The 14983-nt window shown below is 65.1% G+C and carries 11 protein-coding genes and 2 pseudogenes; 3 read left to right on the forward strand and 10 right to left on the reverse strand.

Annotated features, from left to right (window positions below; genetic code table 11):
* The first annotated feature begins 12 nt into the window (after positions 1-12).
* Positions 13-813: an IclR family transcriptional regulator gene (locus RX327_RS26865; protein WP_317247631.1), complete on the forward strand. Its 801-nt coding sequence runs from the start codon at positions 13-15 to the stop codon at positions 811-813.
* A 414-nt stretch (positions 814-1227) separates the two neighbouring features.
* Here the strand turns inward: RX327_RS26865 and ahcY are convergent, their stop codons facing one another.
* The 3 genes from ahcY to RX327_RS26880 all read right to left on the reverse strand — a co-directional run bounded on the left by ahcY (position 1228) and on the right by RX327_RS26880 (position 5468).
* Positions 1228-2655 (reverse strand): adenosylhomocysteinase, encoded by a 1428-nt coding sequence (gene ahcY, locus RX327_RS26870; RefSeq protein WP_317247632.1) that lies wholly within the window; start codon positions 2653-2655, stop codon positions 1228-1230.
* A gap of 200 nt (positions 2656-2855) precedes the next feature.
* Positions 2856-4052, reverse strand: a complete 1197-nt coding sequence (metK, locus tag RX327_RS26875; protein ID WP_317247633.1) for a methionine adenosyltransferase — start codon at positions 4050-4052, stop codon at positions 2856-2858.
* A 60-nt stretch (positions 4053-4112) separates the two neighbouring features.
* On the reverse strand, positions 4113-5468 hold the full coding sequence (locus tag RX327_RS26880) for a hypothetical protein (RefSeq protein WP_317247634.1): 1356 nt from the start codon (positions 5466-5468) through the stop codon (positions 4113-4115).
* A 197-nt stretch (positions 5469-5665) separates the two neighbouring features.
* Between RX327_RS26880 and RX327_RS26885 the strand changes: the two are divergent.
* Positions 5666-7398, forward strand: a pseudogene (locus tag RX327_RS26885) (caspase family protein).
* Positions 7399-7527: 129 nt separating this feature from the next.
* On the opposite strand, the gene RX327_RS26890 reads toward RX327_RS26885, so the two are convergent.
* The 6 genes and pseudogenes from RX327_RS26890 to RX327_RS26915 all read right to left on the reverse strand — a co-directional run bounded on the left by RX327_RS26890 (position 7528) and on the right by RX327_RS26915 (position 13353).
* On the reverse strand, positions 7528-8646 hold the full coding sequence (locus RX327_RS26890; RefSeq protein ID WP_317247635.1) for a cobalamin-independent methionine synthase II family protein: 1119 nt from the start codon (positions 8644-8646) through the stop codon (positions 7528-7530).
* Between the two features lie 31 nt (positions 8647-8677).
* Positions 8678-9394: an ABC transporter ATP-binding protein gene (locus tag RX327_RS26895; protein ID WP_317247636.1), complete on the reverse strand. Its 717-nt coding sequence runs from the start codon at positions 9392-9394 to the stop codon at positions 8678-8680.
* Positions 9387-10139, reverse strand: coding sequence for an ABC transporter ATP-binding protein (locus RX327_RS26900; protein ID WP_317247637.1), 753 nt, complete (start codon positions 10137-10139; stop codon positions 9387-9389). Before RX327_RS26900 ends, RX327_RS26895 begins: the two co-directional genes overlap by 8 nt.
* A pseudogene (locus RX327_RS26905) lies at positions 10136-11165 on the reverse strand (branched-chain amino acid ABC transporter permease). The gene RX327_RS26900 and the pseudogene RX327_RS26905 overlap by 4 nt, the downstream one beginning before the upstream one ends.
* 7 nt (positions 11166-11172) lie before the next feature.
* Positions 11173-12042 (reverse strand): branched-chain amino acid ABC transporter permease, encoded by an 870-nt coding sequence (locus RX327_RS26910; RefSeq protein WP_317247638.1) that lies wholly within the window; start codon positions 12040-12042, stop codon positions 11173-11175.
* 129 nt (positions 12043-12171) lie between these two features.
* Positions 12172-13353: an ABC transporter substrate-binding protein gene (locus RX327_RS26915; protein WP_317247639.1), complete on the reverse strand. Its 1182-nt coding sequence runs from the start codon at positions 13351-13353 to the stop codon at positions 12172-12174.
* Positions 13354-13731: 378 nt separating this feature from the next.
* Here RX327_RS26915 and RX327_RS26920 point away from each other — a divergent pair, with 378 nt between their 5' ends.
* Positions 13732-14010: a hypothetical protein gene (locus RX327_RS26920; protein ID WP_050384639.1), complete on the forward strand. Its 279-nt coding sequence runs from the start codon at positions 13732-13734 to the stop codon at positions 14008-14010.
* 60 nt (positions 14011-14070) lie between these two features.
* On the opposite strand, the gene purU is transcribed toward RX327_RS26920, so the two are convergent.
* A complete protein-coding gene (gene purU, locus RX327_RS26925; protein ID WP_317247640.1) occupies positions 14071-14934 on the reverse strand; it encodes a formyltetrahydrofolate deformylase in 864 nt (287 codons plus the stop codon).
* Between the last annotated feature and the right edge of the window lie 49 nt (positions 14935-14983).

Here is a 14983-nt window from a genome sequence, read left to right on the forward strand (position 1 = left end):
TGGCAGGGCCACATGAAGAGAGAAAGCCGCGGCATCCAGTCGATCGAGGTCGGCGGAGAATTGCTCCGCGCGCTCGCAAGATGCGGCGAGCCGATGATGCTGCGCGATCTCGCCCGCGAAGCCGGCATGACGCCGGCCAAGGCGCATCCCTATCTCGCCAGCTTCTCCCGCATCGGCCTGATCGAGCAGGACGAGACCACCGGCCGCTACGAGATCGGCGCGCTGGCGCTCGAGCTCGGCCTGATCAGCCTGCGCCGGCAGTCGGCGGTACGGATCGCAACGCCGCGGATCGCAGCGCTCGCCGACAGCATCAATCACGCGGTGTCGCTGTCGGTCTGGGGCACCCACGGCGCGACGGTGGTGCGGCTCGAGGAGCCGAGCCATCCGGTGCATATCGCGATGCGCGTCGGATCGGTGGTGGCGCTGCTCGAGACCGCGACCGGCCGCGCCTTCGCCGCCTTCATGCCGCCGAACGCGATCAGGACCGCGCTCGAGAGCGGCCTCGACCGCCTCGGCGTCGGCTACAATCCGAAACGTCCGCCGGCGGACGCGAAGACGGCCGAGATACTCGCCGAGGTCCGCAAGCACGGCCTTGCCCGTGCGCTCGGCGATCCCCTGCCCGGCGTCAACGCATTCTCGGCGCCGGTGTTCGACCATTCCGGCCATGTCGCGCTGGTCATCACCGCGATGGGGCCGGAAGGCACTTTCGACGCGCGCTGGGACAGCCCGATCGCCGCCGCGCTGCGCGATTGTGCGGGCGAGATCTCATGGCAACTGGGGCACGGCACGGTGCGGGCGACCGAAAGACCGTGAGGTAAGCCCGCTCGTCCGGCTCCCTCCTCGCGCGCGCGTGCCACTGAGTTGCCCGACGGCGCAAGCCCGAAGCACAACTCGGTGTATGGTTTCCCCGTCTCACCCGATCGAGGGGCGCCTGCGCATCGTCACGGGTGTTGTGGTGAGATGCGGTGGACGCCGCGTGCGCGACCGACGAGTGCGCATGCATAACCACAAATGCTGATTGTTGAACGATGCTGGGACGATGAGTCCCGCTCCCAACACCCGCTGCGGCGTATGGGTCCCTGCTTTCGCAGGGACGACGACGGGTATTTGGCGACGTCAGAGAGTCGTTCCGCCGCGAAGACGGCCCATCTGTCACCCGCGTCACCCCAGCAAAAAGCCCCGGGCGATGCCGGGGCTCTTCACGTGATCGATCGCTGCGGGCGCGGATCAGTACCGGTAGTGATCCGACTTGTACGGACCTTCCTGCTTCACGCCGATATAGTCGGCCTGGTCCTTGCGCAGCTCGGTGAGCTTGACGCCGATCTTGGCGAGGTGCAGGCGGGCGACCTTCTCGTCGAGCGTCTTCGGCAGCACGTAGACCTTCTTCTCGTACTTGCCGTCCTTGTTGTTGGCGAACAGCTCGATCTGCGCCAGCGTCTGGTTGGTGAAGGATGCCGACATCACGAAGGACGGATGGCCCATGGCATTGCCGAGGTTCACGAGGCGGCCTTCCGACAGCATGATGATGCGATGCTTGTCGGGGAATTCGATCTCGTCGACCTGCGGCTTGATGTTGGTCCACTTCAGATTGCGGAGCGCCGCGATCTGGATCTCGTTGTCGAAGTGACCGATGTTGCAGACGATGGCGCGATCCTTCATCGCGCGCATGTGCTCGATCGTGATGATGTCCTTGTTGCCGGTGGCCGTGACGAAGATGTCGGCGCGGGGCGCGGCGTCTTCCATGGTCACGACCTCGTAGCCCTCCATCGCGGCCTGCAGCGCGCAGATCGGATCGACTTCCGACACCATGACGCGGCAGCCGGCCTGGCGCAGCGAGGCGGCCGAGCCCTTGCCGACGTCGCCGAAGCCCGCGACCATCGCGACCTTGCCCGACAGCATCACGTCGGTACCACGGCGGATGCCGTCGACGAGCGATTCACGGCAGCCATAGAGGTTGTCGAACTTCGACTTGGTGACGCTGTCGTTGACGTTGATGGCCGGCCACAGCAGCGTGCCCGCCTTCTGCATGTCATAGAGACGATGCACGCCCGTGGTGGTCTCCTCGGACACGCCCTTGATGCTCTTGGCGATGGCGGCGAAGTAACCCTTCGGCTTCTCCTTGAGCTGCTTCTTCAAAAGCGCGAAGAAGACTTCCTCTTCCTCGGAGCCGGGCTTGTCGAGGAAGGCGGCGTCGCCGTTCTCGGCGCGCAGACCGAGATGGACGTACATGGTGGCGTCACCGCCGTCGTCGAGGATCATGTTCGGGTGACCGCCGCCGTGCCAGTCGAACAGCTTCGCGGTGTAGTCCCAGTACTCGGTCAGCGTCTCGCCCTTGACGGCAAAGACTGGAATGCCGGCGGCCGCGATCGCGGCGGCAGCGTGGTCCTGCGTCGAATAGATGTTGCAGGAGACCCAGCGGATGTCGGCGCCGAGCGCGGCCAACGTCTCGATCAGCACGCCGGTCTGGATCGTCATGTGCAGCGAGCCGGCGATCCGCGCGCCCTTCAGCGGCTGCTTCGGGCCGTACTCCTCGCGGGTGGCCATCAGGCCGGGCATCTCGGTCTCGGCCAGCGAGAGCTCCTTGCGGCCGAAATCGGCGAGCGAAATGTCCTTGACGATGTAATCGGTGAAGCCGGGCTTCGTGGGGGCGTTCATGTCTGTTTCCTAATCGGTGAATCCAGTGTGTCAGTAACAAAGCGAGCCGAACGCCTGCGGCGCGGCCTTCTCCCTCTCCCCGTTCTTACGGGGAGAGGGTCGGGGTGAGGGGCTCCATCCGCGCGTTGAGTTCGCGGAGAGTCCCCCTCACCCGCCGCTTCGCGGCGACCTCTCCCCGCAAGCGGGGCGAGGTAAGAGTATCAGAGCGCGCGCTTGAGCGGCTCGACGAGATCGGTCTTCTCCCAGGAGAAGCCGCCCTCGTTGTCGGGCGTGCGGCCGAAATGGCCGTAGGCAGACGTCCGCGCGTAGATCGGGCGGTTGAGGTCGAGATGGGTGCGGATGCCGCGGGGCGTGAGATCCATCGCCTGTGCCGCCGCCTTCTCGAGCTGATCCTCCGGCACCTTGCCGGTGCCGTGGGTGTCGATGTAGATCGACAGCGGACGCGCGACGCCGATGGCGTAGGCGAGCTGGAGCGTGCAGCGGTCGGCAAGACCGGCCGCGACGATGTTCTTGGCGACGTAGCGCGCAGCGTAGGCCGCCGAGCGGTCGACCTTGGTCGGATCCTTGCCGGAGAACGCGCCGCCGCCGTGCGGGGCCGCGCCGCCATAGGTGTCGACGATGATCTTGCGGCCGGTCAGGCCAGTGTCGCCGTCGGGACCGCCGATGAAGAACTTGCCGGTCGGATTGATGTGCCAGATCGTCTTTGGCGTGATCCAGTCACTCGGCAGCGCCTCGCGCACATAGGGCTCGATGATGTCGCGGATTTGCTTGGAGGTGAGGTCCTCGACCAGATGCTGGTGCGAGACCACGATCTCGCGCACGCCGACCGGCTTGCCGTTCTCGTACTGCACGGTGACCTGGCTCTTGGAATCCGGACCGAGCACCTTCTCCTTGCCGGAGTGACGGGCTTCGGAGATCAGGCGCAGGATCTTGTGGGCGTAGAAGATCGGCGCCGGCATCAGGTCGGGCGTCTCGTTGGTGGCGTAACCGAACATGATGCCCTGGTCGCCCGCGCCTTCTTCCTTGACCTCGCCCGGCTGGAGCGCATCGACGCCCTGGGCGATGTCGGCCGACTGCGGATGCAGGAGGATCTCGATGTCGCAGGTCTTCCAGTGGAAGCCCTCCTGCTCGTAGCCGATGTCCTTGATCGCGCCCCGGACGACGCTCTCGATCTGCTCGTTGGTCACCGACTTCGGACCGCGGGTCTCGCCGGCGATCACCACCTTGTTGGTGGTTGCGAGCGTCTCGCAGGCGGCGCGGATGGCCCACGGATCGATGCCCGCCTTCGGCCCTTCACGATAGAACAGGTCGACGATCTCGTCGGAGATCCGGTCACAGACCTTGTCCGGATGGCCCTCGGACACGGACTCGCTGGTGAAGAGATAGGACGCGCGCATCAAGCAAACCCCTTGTTAAGTCGAAGTCCGACGTTGGTTGGTGAATATGTCCCCGGCATGTCAGTCTCGTCGCCGCGAGATGACGTAGGATTCGTCGTAGAACCACAGCCCGTTGTGTTTGCGGAGAACTTCGCGCGTGGCCTCGAGAGCTCGTCCGTTTTCGGTCGTTTCCGTCAACCGGTCGTCCTCAATCTGAGCGACATACACTGCCGCATTCCACGCTGCAAAGGCCGTCGAGGTTCCGATAGTGCCCGTGACCTCGTTGGGCAGAGCTTCCATATCATACCTGAAGATCGAACGGTTGTCCGCGTAGGCATTGAAGTTCAGCTCGCGGCCGGCGGAGCCCAACTCGTATTTCACCGCGCGCAGTATCTCATGACGGCTGACGGCGAAAGGATTTTCTCCGGGCCAGACGGCTTGAATCATTTCAAGTCCGGGATCGCCGCCGTGGGAGTGGATTCCTATCAGCCGTCCGCCGCCGCGCAGCGCGCGGGCCAGCGGCGCGATGATCCGCTTGGCGCGGAAGTTCACCGAGGATTTGGCACGGTAGGGCTGCGAGGCGATCACAAGATCGAAATTGGCTTCGGTGCGGCCGGCCCGCGGAATGATGGAATCGAGCAGGAACCGGTGATCGTCCCGGTACAGGACCAGCGCCACCGGCCGCTCATAGATCGGCATCGCATTGCCGGGGCTGAGATTGGCGCGCCAGTTCTGCTCCAGGAACGGACCGAGTTCGGCGATCTGGGCCTCGAACTCACCCGAGGACGCGCCCCGCAGCGCCACCTCGTGCCAGATCATGCTGGCGGCCGCCGCGGAGTTCTTGGGCGTCAGCCACGGCGCCTCGGCGTAATACATGTTGGTGAACACGAAGACGCTGGCCGGATGCTCGAACAGGCGGTCGGGCACCTTTTCGAGGGTCAGGCGCAGGTCCTCCAGACTGAGCTCCTTGCCGGCGACATAGAACGGCATGTGCGGAAAGCGCTGATGCGTTGCGCGCAGCACCCGCGCCAGCACCGTGCCGTCGCCGACGCCGGCATCGAACAGGCGCAAGGCCGGCGGGCGCGGATGGATGGAGGCCAGTTCCAGCGCGACCCTATCTGCGATCACTCGCTTTTCGCTGCAGGTGTGGACGAACAGCAGGTATTTCTGGCGGTTCTCGAAGAACCGGAAATTGCCGCGTGGATCGCGCTTCTCGGGCGGCACCACGAGGCCGCGCGGCGGCGCCACGCCGCCCGGCGTCGAGGTCGCGATGAAGCCGTTGATGCGGTCCAGCGTGTCGATGGTGATGCGTTTTCCCTCGCGCAGGCGGTGCACGAGCTTCCCATCATTGACCGCGCGCCGGCCGAACGTCGATTCCGCCATGTCCGCCTTGCGGCAGAACTCCGTGATCTGGCTCAGGATTTCGTCGTTCTTCATGGCGCCTTGGGTGGGCAACGGCGAGTGGGACAAGAGTGGGCAGAAATGATGACTGGCAGCGTCTTATCACCATTTTCCCACCAGTTGAACCCCCTCTGCTGCCCGATCACCAAACAGTCATGGACCGCCCCCTGGACCGGTCTCTTGGACCGCCCTGCCGTCATCGATCGCCATGACGGCCTTACCCCGGATGACCGATGCGCCGCCTGCTCCTGATCCCCGCCCTCCTTGCCGCTTTGCTCTCGTCGGCGCCCTGTTTCGCCCAGGCGCACTCCCAGCTCGGTCCGCTCTGCACGACCGAGACCACGCCGGCCGACCAGATGATCGACGCCTGCACCAAGATCATCGCGCTGAAGGTGTTTTCCGGCGAGAAGCTCGCGACCATCTATTTCTGGCGCGCGGTCGGCTGGAACAAGAAGGGCAACTACGCCCAGGTGATATCCGACGCCACCGAGGCGCTGCGCCTCAAGCCCAGCACCGCCGTCTACAATTTGCGCGGCTCAGCCTATTTCGACAAAGGCGAGTACGACATCGCGATCGCCGACTTCAACGATGCGCTGCGCATGGGGCCGCCGAGCGGCATCATCTTCCACAACCGCGGCAACGCCTATCGCAGCAAGGGCGACTATGCCAAGGCGATCGCCGACTATGACGCCGCGATCAAGGCCGCTCCGAAGTCAGCCTTCTCCTATCAGAACCGCGGCGCCTCGAAGCGTGCGCTCGGCGATCTCGACGGCGCGCTCGCCGACATCAACGAGGCGGTCAGGATCGACCCGTCGCTGCCGCAGCCGCTGATCAGCCGCGCCGTGATCTGGCGCGCCAAGGGCGAGATCGAGCGCGCGATTGCGGACACGTCGGAGGCCATCCGGCTCGCCAAAGCCAAGGCGCCCGTCAACATCATGACGCCGCCCGGCAGCGTGCTGATCTCGGCCTATACCCAGCGCGGCCTGAGCTATGAAGCGAAGGGTGATGCTGCGCATGCCAAGGAAGATTACGCCGCGGTGCTCGTAGGCGTGGCGTCCGATGCCGGCAGCAAGGCCAACCAGGCCACCGCGAAGGTGCGGCTCGCGCTGCTCAAGGAAGCCGACGCGGCACCGCGCAAGACCGCGGCGGCGCCGGCCGCCGAGAGCAGCCCGGCCGCGCCACCGGCCGCTTCCGTCAAGACACCGGCACCGGCGCCGCCCGCCGCGCGGCCCCGGCGGCAGCAACCGGCCGGCGCCTCGCGCTGGTGATCGGTAACGGCGCCTATGCGCATGTCAAGGCGCTGCCCAATCCGTCCAACGATGCGCGCGCCATCGCCAGGAGCCTGCGCGACATCGGCTTCACCGTCTCCGAGGGGCTCGATCTCGATCGCGACACGATGCAGAAGACGATCCACGATTTCCTGCGCGAGGCGGCGCGATCGCAGATCGCCGTGGTCTACTATGCCGGTCACGGCGTGCAGGTCGATGGCCGCAACTATCTCGTGCCGGTCGACATCGAGTTCAGGGCGGGCGCGCGCATGACCGACGCGATGGTCGACATGGACACCATCATGGCCGGGCTCGACGACCAGATCCGCACCAACATCCTGATCCTCGATGCCTGCCGCAACAATCCGATGGCGCCGCAGCTGGCCTCCGCAGGTCCAAGCCGCGGCATCGAAGCGGGCTCCGGCCTTGCCGCGCCCGCCTCGCTCGGATCGGGCTCGACGCTCGGCGCCGGCACGCTGATCGCGTTTGCGACCGCGCCGGGCCAGGTCGCCCTCGACCGCGAAGGCGCCAACAGCCCGTTCTCGGCGGCGCTGTCGCGCCATGTCGGCACGCCCGGCCTCGAGGTGCAGCAGATGCTGACCCGGGTCCGCGCCGAGGTCGTCGCCGCGACCAAGGGCAAGCAGGTGCCGTGGTCGAATTCGTCGCTGCTCGGCGAGGTCTATCTGGCGGAGCGGTGATGGTGCGACGGGACAGCGTCATTCCGGGGCGACGCGCAGCGTCGAACCTCAGGGGCGCAATTGCGCCCCGGGGAATTTCGAGATTCCGGGTCTGGTGCTCGCGCACCATCCCGGAATGACGCTAGCGCGTCACTTCCCCCACACCTCATTCGCGACCTCGACCGCGAGCCGCAGCTTGGCCCATTGCTCCTCCTCGGAGAGGACGTTACCTTCTTCCGTCGAGGCAAAGCCGCATTGCGGCGAGAGCGCGAGCTGCTCCAGCGGGGCGAACTTGGCGGCTTCTTCCAGGCGGCGCTTGATATCGTCCTTCTTCTCGAGCTCACCGAACTTCGAGGTGATGACGCCGACCACGACGACCTTGTTGCCCTTGGGCAGGAAGCGCAGCGGCTCGAAGCCGCCGGCGCGGTCGCTGTCGTATTCGAGGAAGTAGCCGTCGTAGTTGGTGCCGGCGAGCATGGTCTCGGCGACCGGCTCGTAGCCGCCCGAGGAGATCCAGGTGGAGCGGAAATTACCGCGGCAGACATGCGTCGTCACCACCATGTCGGACGGACGGTCGGCGATCGCATAGTTGATGACGCGGGCGTAGATCTCCTGCAGGCCGTCCGGATTGTCGCCGCGGTCGCGCGACTTCTGCAATTCCTCCTGCGAGCACAGATAGGCCCACACCGTGTCGTCGAACTGCAAATAGCGGCAACCGGCGTCGTAGAACGCCTTAACCGCCTTGCGATAGGTCTTGCCGAGATCCTCGTAGAACGCATCGAGATCGGGGTAGACGTCCTTGGAGATCGACTTGCGGCCGCCGCGGAAGTGGAGCACCGCCGGCGACGGGATCGTCATCTTGGCGGTGACGTGGGCCTGGTCGGCGTATTTCTTCAGGAAGCGGAAGTGATCCAGCATCGGGTGGTTGTCGGGGAAGTCGAGCTTGCCGATGACGCGGACCGCATCGTGGCGGGTCTGCACGCCCGCGAACTGGATGCCGGTGTCGGGGTGGAACAGCTCGCAGCCGGTGAGCTTGGCCAGGAAATCGAAATGCCACCAGGAGCGGCGGAATTCGCCGTCGGTCGCGAGCTTCAGGCCAATCGAGGCCTGCTTGTGCACGACCTTCTCGATCTCCAAATCCTCGATCTTGCGCAGATCGTCGGCCGAGATCTCGCCCTTCTCGAGCCTGGCGCGCGCCTCCTTGATCTTGGCCGGACGCAGGAGACTGCCGACCTCGTCGGCACGGAAGGGGGCTCTGGTTCGCTGCATGGTCAACTCCCGGACGTTTCTCATGTGCCTTCTAATGTGCCTTGGCCCCGGAGACGCCGAGGTGGCGTTCCAGGACCGAGGGGTCGGCCTTCAGCGCGGCACTCGGGGCGTCGTGGACGATCGTTCCGCGTTCCAATATCACAACGCGATCGGCGAGCCCCAGAATCTTTTGGGCATTCTGCTCGACGATGATCGAGCAGATGCCGCCCGCCCGGGTGATGGTCCCGATCGCCTTGAGCAGCTCCTCGACGATGATGGGGGCGAGGCCCTCGGTCGGCTCGTCCAGCAGCAGGACCTTCGGATTGAGGGTCAGCGCGCGGCCGATCGCCAGCATCTGCTGCTCGCCACCGGACAGCTGGTTGCCGAAATTGCTTCGCCGCTCCTTCAGCCGCGGGAACATCTCGTAGACCTTCTCGACCGTCCAGGGGCCGGGCTGCGCCACCGCCGTCATGTTCTCTTCCACCGTCAGCGAGCGGAAGATGTTGCGCTCCTGCGGCACCCAGCCGATGCCGGCACGGGCCCGCTGGTCGGGACGCAGCGTCGTGACGTCGGCGCCGGCGAGCGCGATGCTGCCGCCGAAGCGCCTGACGATGCCGACGATGGAGTTGATCAGCGTGGTCTTGCCGGTGCCGTTGCGGCCGAGCAGCGCCAGCACCTGGCCCTCGGCAAGCGCCAGCGACATGTCGGGCAACACCACCGCGTCGCCGTATCCGGCACGCAGGCCCTGGATGGAAAGAAGGTCAGGCATCGGCGGCCTCGCCGAGATAGACAGCCTTCACCTGCGGATCGCGTGCGACCTGCTCGGGCGGCCCCTCGGTGAGCAGCGCGCCCGAGACCAGCACCGAGATGCGGTCGGCGAAGGAGAATACGAGATCCATGTCGTGTTCGATCAAGAGCACGGTGACGTCGCGCGGCAGCGCGCCGACGACGGCGAGAATGTCATGGCGCTCGCTCTCGGGCACGCCGGCGGCGGGCTCGTCGAGCAGCAGAACGCGCGGCTTGGCGGCAATGGCAACCGCAATCTCGAGCAGGCGCTGCTTGCCGTAGGGCAAGGTCGAGGTGAGCTCCGTCATCACGTCGAGCAGATGGAAGCGCGACAGGATCTCGGCGATCTCGGTGTTGACGTCATTGCGCGTGCCCATCCGTCGCCACCAGTCGCCGCCATGGCCGAGACGCTCGGAAACGGCAAGGCCAATGGTCTCGAGCGGGGTCAGGTCGGGATAGAGCTGGTTGATCTGGAAGGTACGCGACAGGCCGCGCAGCACGCGCTTGTGCACCGGCAGATCGGTGATGTCCTGGCCTTCGAGCAGGATGCGGCCCGAGTTCGGCTTGAGCACCCCGGTGAGCTGGTTGATGACCGTGGTCTTGCCCGCGCCGTTCGGGCCGATCAACGCGTGGCGGGCGCCCTGCATCACCTTGAGCGAAAGATCGCGGGTGACGCGAAGGGCGCCGAAGGATTTTTCGAGGCCACGTGTTTCCAGTGCGATCGTCATGACGCGTCGCTCTCCGGCACGGCAACGGCGGCCTTGCGGCCGGCGAACTGGCGGATGATCAGGTTGGGCACGAACAGCACCCAGCGATGGATGCGCGCACGGCCGACCAGAACGATCACGACCAGCACGAGCCCGATCCAGAACTGCCAGTATTGCGGGGTGATGGTCGAGAACAACTCCTGGAGCATGCGGAACACCACCGCGCCGATCAGCCCGCCATAGAGATAGCCGGTGCCACCGATGACGAGCACCAGCATCAAATCGGCGGATCGCTCGAAGGCGAACACATCGAGCGAGGCGATCGCAGTGGTCTGGGTGAACAGCGCACCCGCGATGCCGGCATAGAACGCAGCCAGCGTGTAGATCGCGATCAGGCGGCGGTTGACCGGAATGCCGATGGCGGCGGCCCGGAGCGGATTGTTCTTGATCGCGCGCAGCGACAGGCCGAACGGCGAATGCACGACGCGGCGGGCGAACAGGAACAGCAGGAACAGAACGGCCAGCGAATAGAAGAAGCCGGCCTTGCCGAACATGTCGAACGGGATCGCGCCGAAGATCGGCTGCATCTCGATGCCCTGCAGGCCGTCGGTGCCGCCCGTGATGTTGGAGAAGCGTTCGGCGAGCGCTTCCAGCAGCAGCGCGATGCCGAGCGTGACCATCAGGCGCGTCAGGTCGACGCCGCGGATCACCAGGAAGCTGGTCAAAGCCGAGCACCATCGCGGCAAGACCGGCGACGATCAGCGCCAGCACGGGCTCGTTGACGATGCCGTGCAGCGCAAGAAGCCCCGCCGCATAGGCGCCGACGCCGAAGAAGGCGGCATGGCCGAGCGAGACGATGCCGGCATAACCGAGGATGAGATCGAGCGACATCGCAAACAGCGCCAGCCGCAGGATGTCGGTCATGATCAGATAGCGCGACGGGAACAGGAAGGCGCAGGCGAGCGCCAGCGCCCAGAACGCGACCTCGCTGACCCGCCAGCGCGCGCTGGCCATCGCGTGAGTGGAAACGTCTGATAGCGCCGTCATGACCGCCTCACCGTGCCGCCGTGCGGCCGAACAGGCCGTTCGGACGCCAGATCAGGATCACGATCATCATGGTGTAGATCACGAACGGCCCCATCTTCGGCACGTAATATTTGCCGGCGACGTCGCCGATGCCGAGCAGGAGCGAGGCCAGGAACGGGCCGGTGATCGAAGAGGAGCCGCCCACGGTGACCACGATCAGGAAGTAGATCATGAACTTCAGCGGAAAATACGGGTCGAGGCCGAGGATCTCGGCGCTGAGTGCGCCGCCGAGGCCGGCAAGCCCGCATCCGAATGCGAACGTGAAGGCAAACACCTGCGGCACGTTGATGCCGAGGCCGCTGGCGGCGCGCGGGTCATCGACCGCGGCGCGCAGGCGGCTGCCGAAGCGCGTCTTGGCCAGCACCATCTGAAGCGCGATGGTGAGCAGGCCGCAGATCACGATGATCATCAGCCGGTAGCGGCCGATACCGACGCCGAACAGGTCGAACTGGCCCTGGAGCGCGGCCGGCAAATTGATGAAGACGCGCGAGGAGCCCTGGATGTAGTCCACGGCCGCCACCGACATGAAGGTCAGGCCGATCGTGAACAGAACCTGGTCGAGATGGCTGCGGCTATAGAGATGGCGGTACAGCGTGCGCTCCAGCGCGATGCCGATCACCGCGCTACCGACAAAGGCGAGCGGCAGGCCTGCGAAGAACGGCCAGCCGGAATTATTCACCAGCACGGCACAGATATAGCCGCCGGCCATGGCGAAGGCGCCGTGGGCGAGATTGACGAAATTCATCAGGCCGAGCGTGACCGCAAGCCCGCAGGCGAGCACGAACAGCAGCATGCCGTAGGCAACGCCGTCGAACAGGTTGGTGAGGATAGCGGCCATGGAGTGACGGTAAACCTGATGGTGACTCGTCATTCCGGGACAGCACTTGCGCTGAACCCGGAATCGTCTTCAATTCTCTCGAGAACCCCCGATGCGCAATCGCGCATCTGAGGTTCGCGCTTTCGCGCGTCACTTCTTGGTCTTGCCGAGGTCCTTGACGGCTTCGAAGGTTGCGAACTCGACGTTGTAGAGTTCGCCGTCGACCTTCTCGACCTTGCGGATGTAGATGTTCTGCACGATGTCACGGGTCTCGGGATCAATCGAGATCGGGCCGCGCGGGCTCTCCCACTTCTGGCCCTTCATGGCTTCGATCAGCTTGTCGCCGTTGGTATCGCCGCCGGTCTTCTTCAGCGCCTCGTAGATCAGATGGATGCCGTCATAGCCGCCCACGGCCATGAAGCCGGGACGGTTGCCGAAGGCCTTCTTGTAGGCTGCGACGAAATCCTTGTTCATCTGCGAGGGATGCGCCGCAGAATAGAGGTGCGCGGTGACGGTGCCGAGCACGGCATCGCCCATGTTGTTGAGCAGGTCGTCGTCGGTGACGTCGCCGGGCCCGATCACCTTGATGCCGGCCTTGTCGAGGCCGCGCTCGGCATACTGCTTCATGAAGTTGCCGCCCTGGCCCGCCGGCACGAACACGAAGATCGCGTCGGGCTTGGCGTCCTTCATGCGCTGGAGGAACGGCGCGAAGTCAGGATTTTGCAGTGGCACCTTGACCTCTTCGACCACCTCGCCGCCGCCGGCCGTGAAATGCTGCTTGAAGAAGTTGAGCGCGTCATTGCCCGGTGCGTAGTCCGAAGTCAGGGTCGCGACCTTTTTGATGCCGTTCTTCACCGCCCAGTCGCCGATGATGGTCGAGGACTGCGCCAGCGTGAAGCTCGTGCGCACGATATAGGGCGAGCGCTCGGTGATGATGGAAGTGCCGGCTGCCATCACGATCTCCGGAATCTTGGCCTGCGTGGCGAGCGGCGCGGCGGCAAGCGCGGCCGGCGTCACGCCGAAGCCGGCAATGAAGTTGACCTTGTCGTTGACGATCAGCTCCTGCGCGGCGGTCTTGGTCTTGTCCGGGATCGCAGCATCGTCCTTGACGATGATCTCGATCTTCTTGCCGGCGACGGTATCGCCCTTCTGCTGCATGTAGAGCTTGATCGCGTTCTCGATCTGCTTGCCGGTCGAGGCCTGGCCGCCGGTCATCGGCAGGATCAGACCGATCTTGACGGTGTCGTCCGCCCACGCCGGCATGCTGGTGCACAACCCGGGAAGCACGGCCGAAGCGGCGCCCCACAGCAACATTTTGCGACGATTGAACATCGACGTCCCTCCCCCTTCCGCTGTTCTGCATCGAGCCTTGGTCCCCGGCTCTTGCCTTGTTCTAACCCAAGCATGTCACGGCCAAGCCGCAACGCGACAAGGCGTCTCCCCGTGCCCTCTGTCAATCGGACGATGGACGCGTGCCGCGCGCGACGCGATCGGGATTGGCTGCAGAGACCAAGTATCAGGATACCAACATCGCTCCACAAGACTCAATCCGTGAGAAGCGGTCTCGCGCATTCAAGACCGCCGCCGGCCTCGATTCATTTGTACGATCGTACAAACGCAGCGGCAATGTCAACAAACAAGCACAATTGCAGCCGAACGGTCGCGCCCGAGATCATCATCCATAAAGACCAGGGCTGTATCCTGCTTCCCATGCCAATCGTCTCGCGTCCCATCGCTGTCCTGACTGCCCTCGCGCTCGCGGCCGGCGCGCTCGGGGGATGCAGCTCCATGAACCAGAAGCTCTCGGCCGGCATGGCCGATACCATTCCATCCTGGGCCGGCGGCCTGCCGGCGGATGCGCCGCCGCGGCCGGGCACCCCCGAATACGACAAGTTCATGCAGGATCGGGAACGCAAGCGGCTGATGCCTGCGGCCCAGCGCGGTGACGAAGCGAAGCCGGCAACCGCACCGCAGGACGCGGCCCGCTGAGCGCACGGTCGGCCGGCCGCAGAGCGCGCATCGCCTTGTGCGGGCCGAGTGAAGCGCGGATCAATCCACGAACACCACCGTCTTGCGGCCGTTGAGGATGACGCGATCGTGGAGATGGTAGCGGATGGCCCGTGCCAGCACGCGGCGCTCGATGTCCCGGCCCTTCCGGACCAGATCCTCAGGCGTGTCGCGATGGCTGATGCGCTCGACGTCCTGATCGATGATCGGGCCCTCGTCGAGGTCGCGCGTGACGTAATGCGCGGTGGCGCCGATCAGCTTGACGCCGCGCTCATGGGCCTGGTGATAGGGCTTGGCGCCCTTGAAGCCCGGCAGGAACGAGTGGTGGATGTTGATGCAGCGCCCCGACAGCTTTGCAGAGAGATCGTCCGACAGAATCTGCATGTAGCGGGCGAGCACCACCAGATCGGTCCTGGTGTCCTGGGCGAGCTTCCACACCGCGTCTTCCTGTTGCCGCTTGGTCTCCTTGGTCACAGGCAGATGGTGGAACGGGATGCCGCCGAAATCGAGCCCGGCATAGACTTCGCGCGGATGGTTGGAGACGATCGCGGTCGGAATCATCGGCAATTCGCCGGTGCGCCAGCGATAGAGGATGTCGACCAGGCAATGGTCGGATTTCGACACCAGCAGCATCACCTTGCGATGCGCGGCGCGGTCGCGCATCTGCCACTCCATGCCGAAACGCTCGGCGATCGCGGCAAAGCCGGTCTGCAGCGCCGACAGTTCCACGGCAAGATCGGCCGCTGTGAACACCACCCGCATGAAGAACTTCTCGGTCTCGACGTCGTCGAACTGCTGGGCGTCGAGGATGTTCTGTCCGTTGTGGGCAAGGAACGTCGACACCGCCGAGACGATGCCGGGGCGATCCGGACAGGACAGGGTCAGGACATATTGATGGTCGGGCATGCCAATTGACCAAAGCTTGAGCAGACTGGTGGAACGGTCATTTTCGGCC

It is taken from the genome of Bradyrhizobium sp. BEA-2-5, from assembly GCF_032918025.1.
GTDB classification, from domain to species: domain Bacteria; phylum Pseudomonadota; class Alphaproteobacteria; order Rhizobiales; family Xanthobacteraceae; genus Bradyrhizobium; species Bradyrhizobium pachyrhizi.

Coding starts and splice junctions, on each gene's coding strand:
- RX327_RS26865 (WP_317247631.1), top strand. CDS start 13: ATGAAGAGAGAAAGCCGCGGCATCCAGTCGATCGAGGTCGGCGGAGAA.
- ahcY (WP_317247632.1), bottom strand. CDS start 2,655: ATGAACGCCCCCACGAAGCCCGGCTTCACCGATTACATCGTCAAGGAC.
- metK (WP_317247633.1), bottom strand. CDS start 4,052: ATGCGCGCGTCCTATCTCTTCACCAGCGAGTCCGTGTCCGAGGGCCAT.
- RX327_RS26880 (WP_317247634.1), bottom strand. CDS start 5,468: ATGAAGAACGACGAAATCCTGAGCCAGATCACGGAGTTCTGCCGCAAG.
- RX327_RS26890 (WP_317247635.1), bottom strand. CDS start 8,646: ATGCAGCGAACCAGAGCCCCCTTCCGTGCCGACGAGGTCGGCAGTCTC.
- RX327_RS26895 (WP_317247636.1), bottom strand. CDS start 9,394: ATGCCTGACCTTCTTTCCATCCAGGGCCTGCGTGCCGGATACGGCGAC.
- RX327_RS26900 (WP_317247637.1), bottom strand. CDS start 10,139: ATGACGATCGCACTGGAAACACGTGGCCTCGAAAAATCCTTCGGCGCC.
- RX327_RS26910 (WP_317247638.1), bottom strand. CDS start 12,042: ATGGCCGCTATCCTCACCAACCTGTTCGACGGCGTTGCCTACGGCATG.
- RX327_RS26915 (WP_317247639.1), bottom strand. CDS start 13,353: ATGTTCAATCGTCGCAAAATGTTGCTGTGGGGCGCCGCTTCGGCCGTG.
- RX327_RS26920 (WP_050384639.1), top strand. CDS start 13,732: ATGCCAATCGTCTCGCGTCCCATCGCTGTCCTGACTGCCCTCGCGCTC.
- purU (WP_317247640.1), bottom strand. CDS start 14,934: ATGCCCGACCATCAATATGTCCTGACCCTGTCCTGTCCGGATCGCCCC.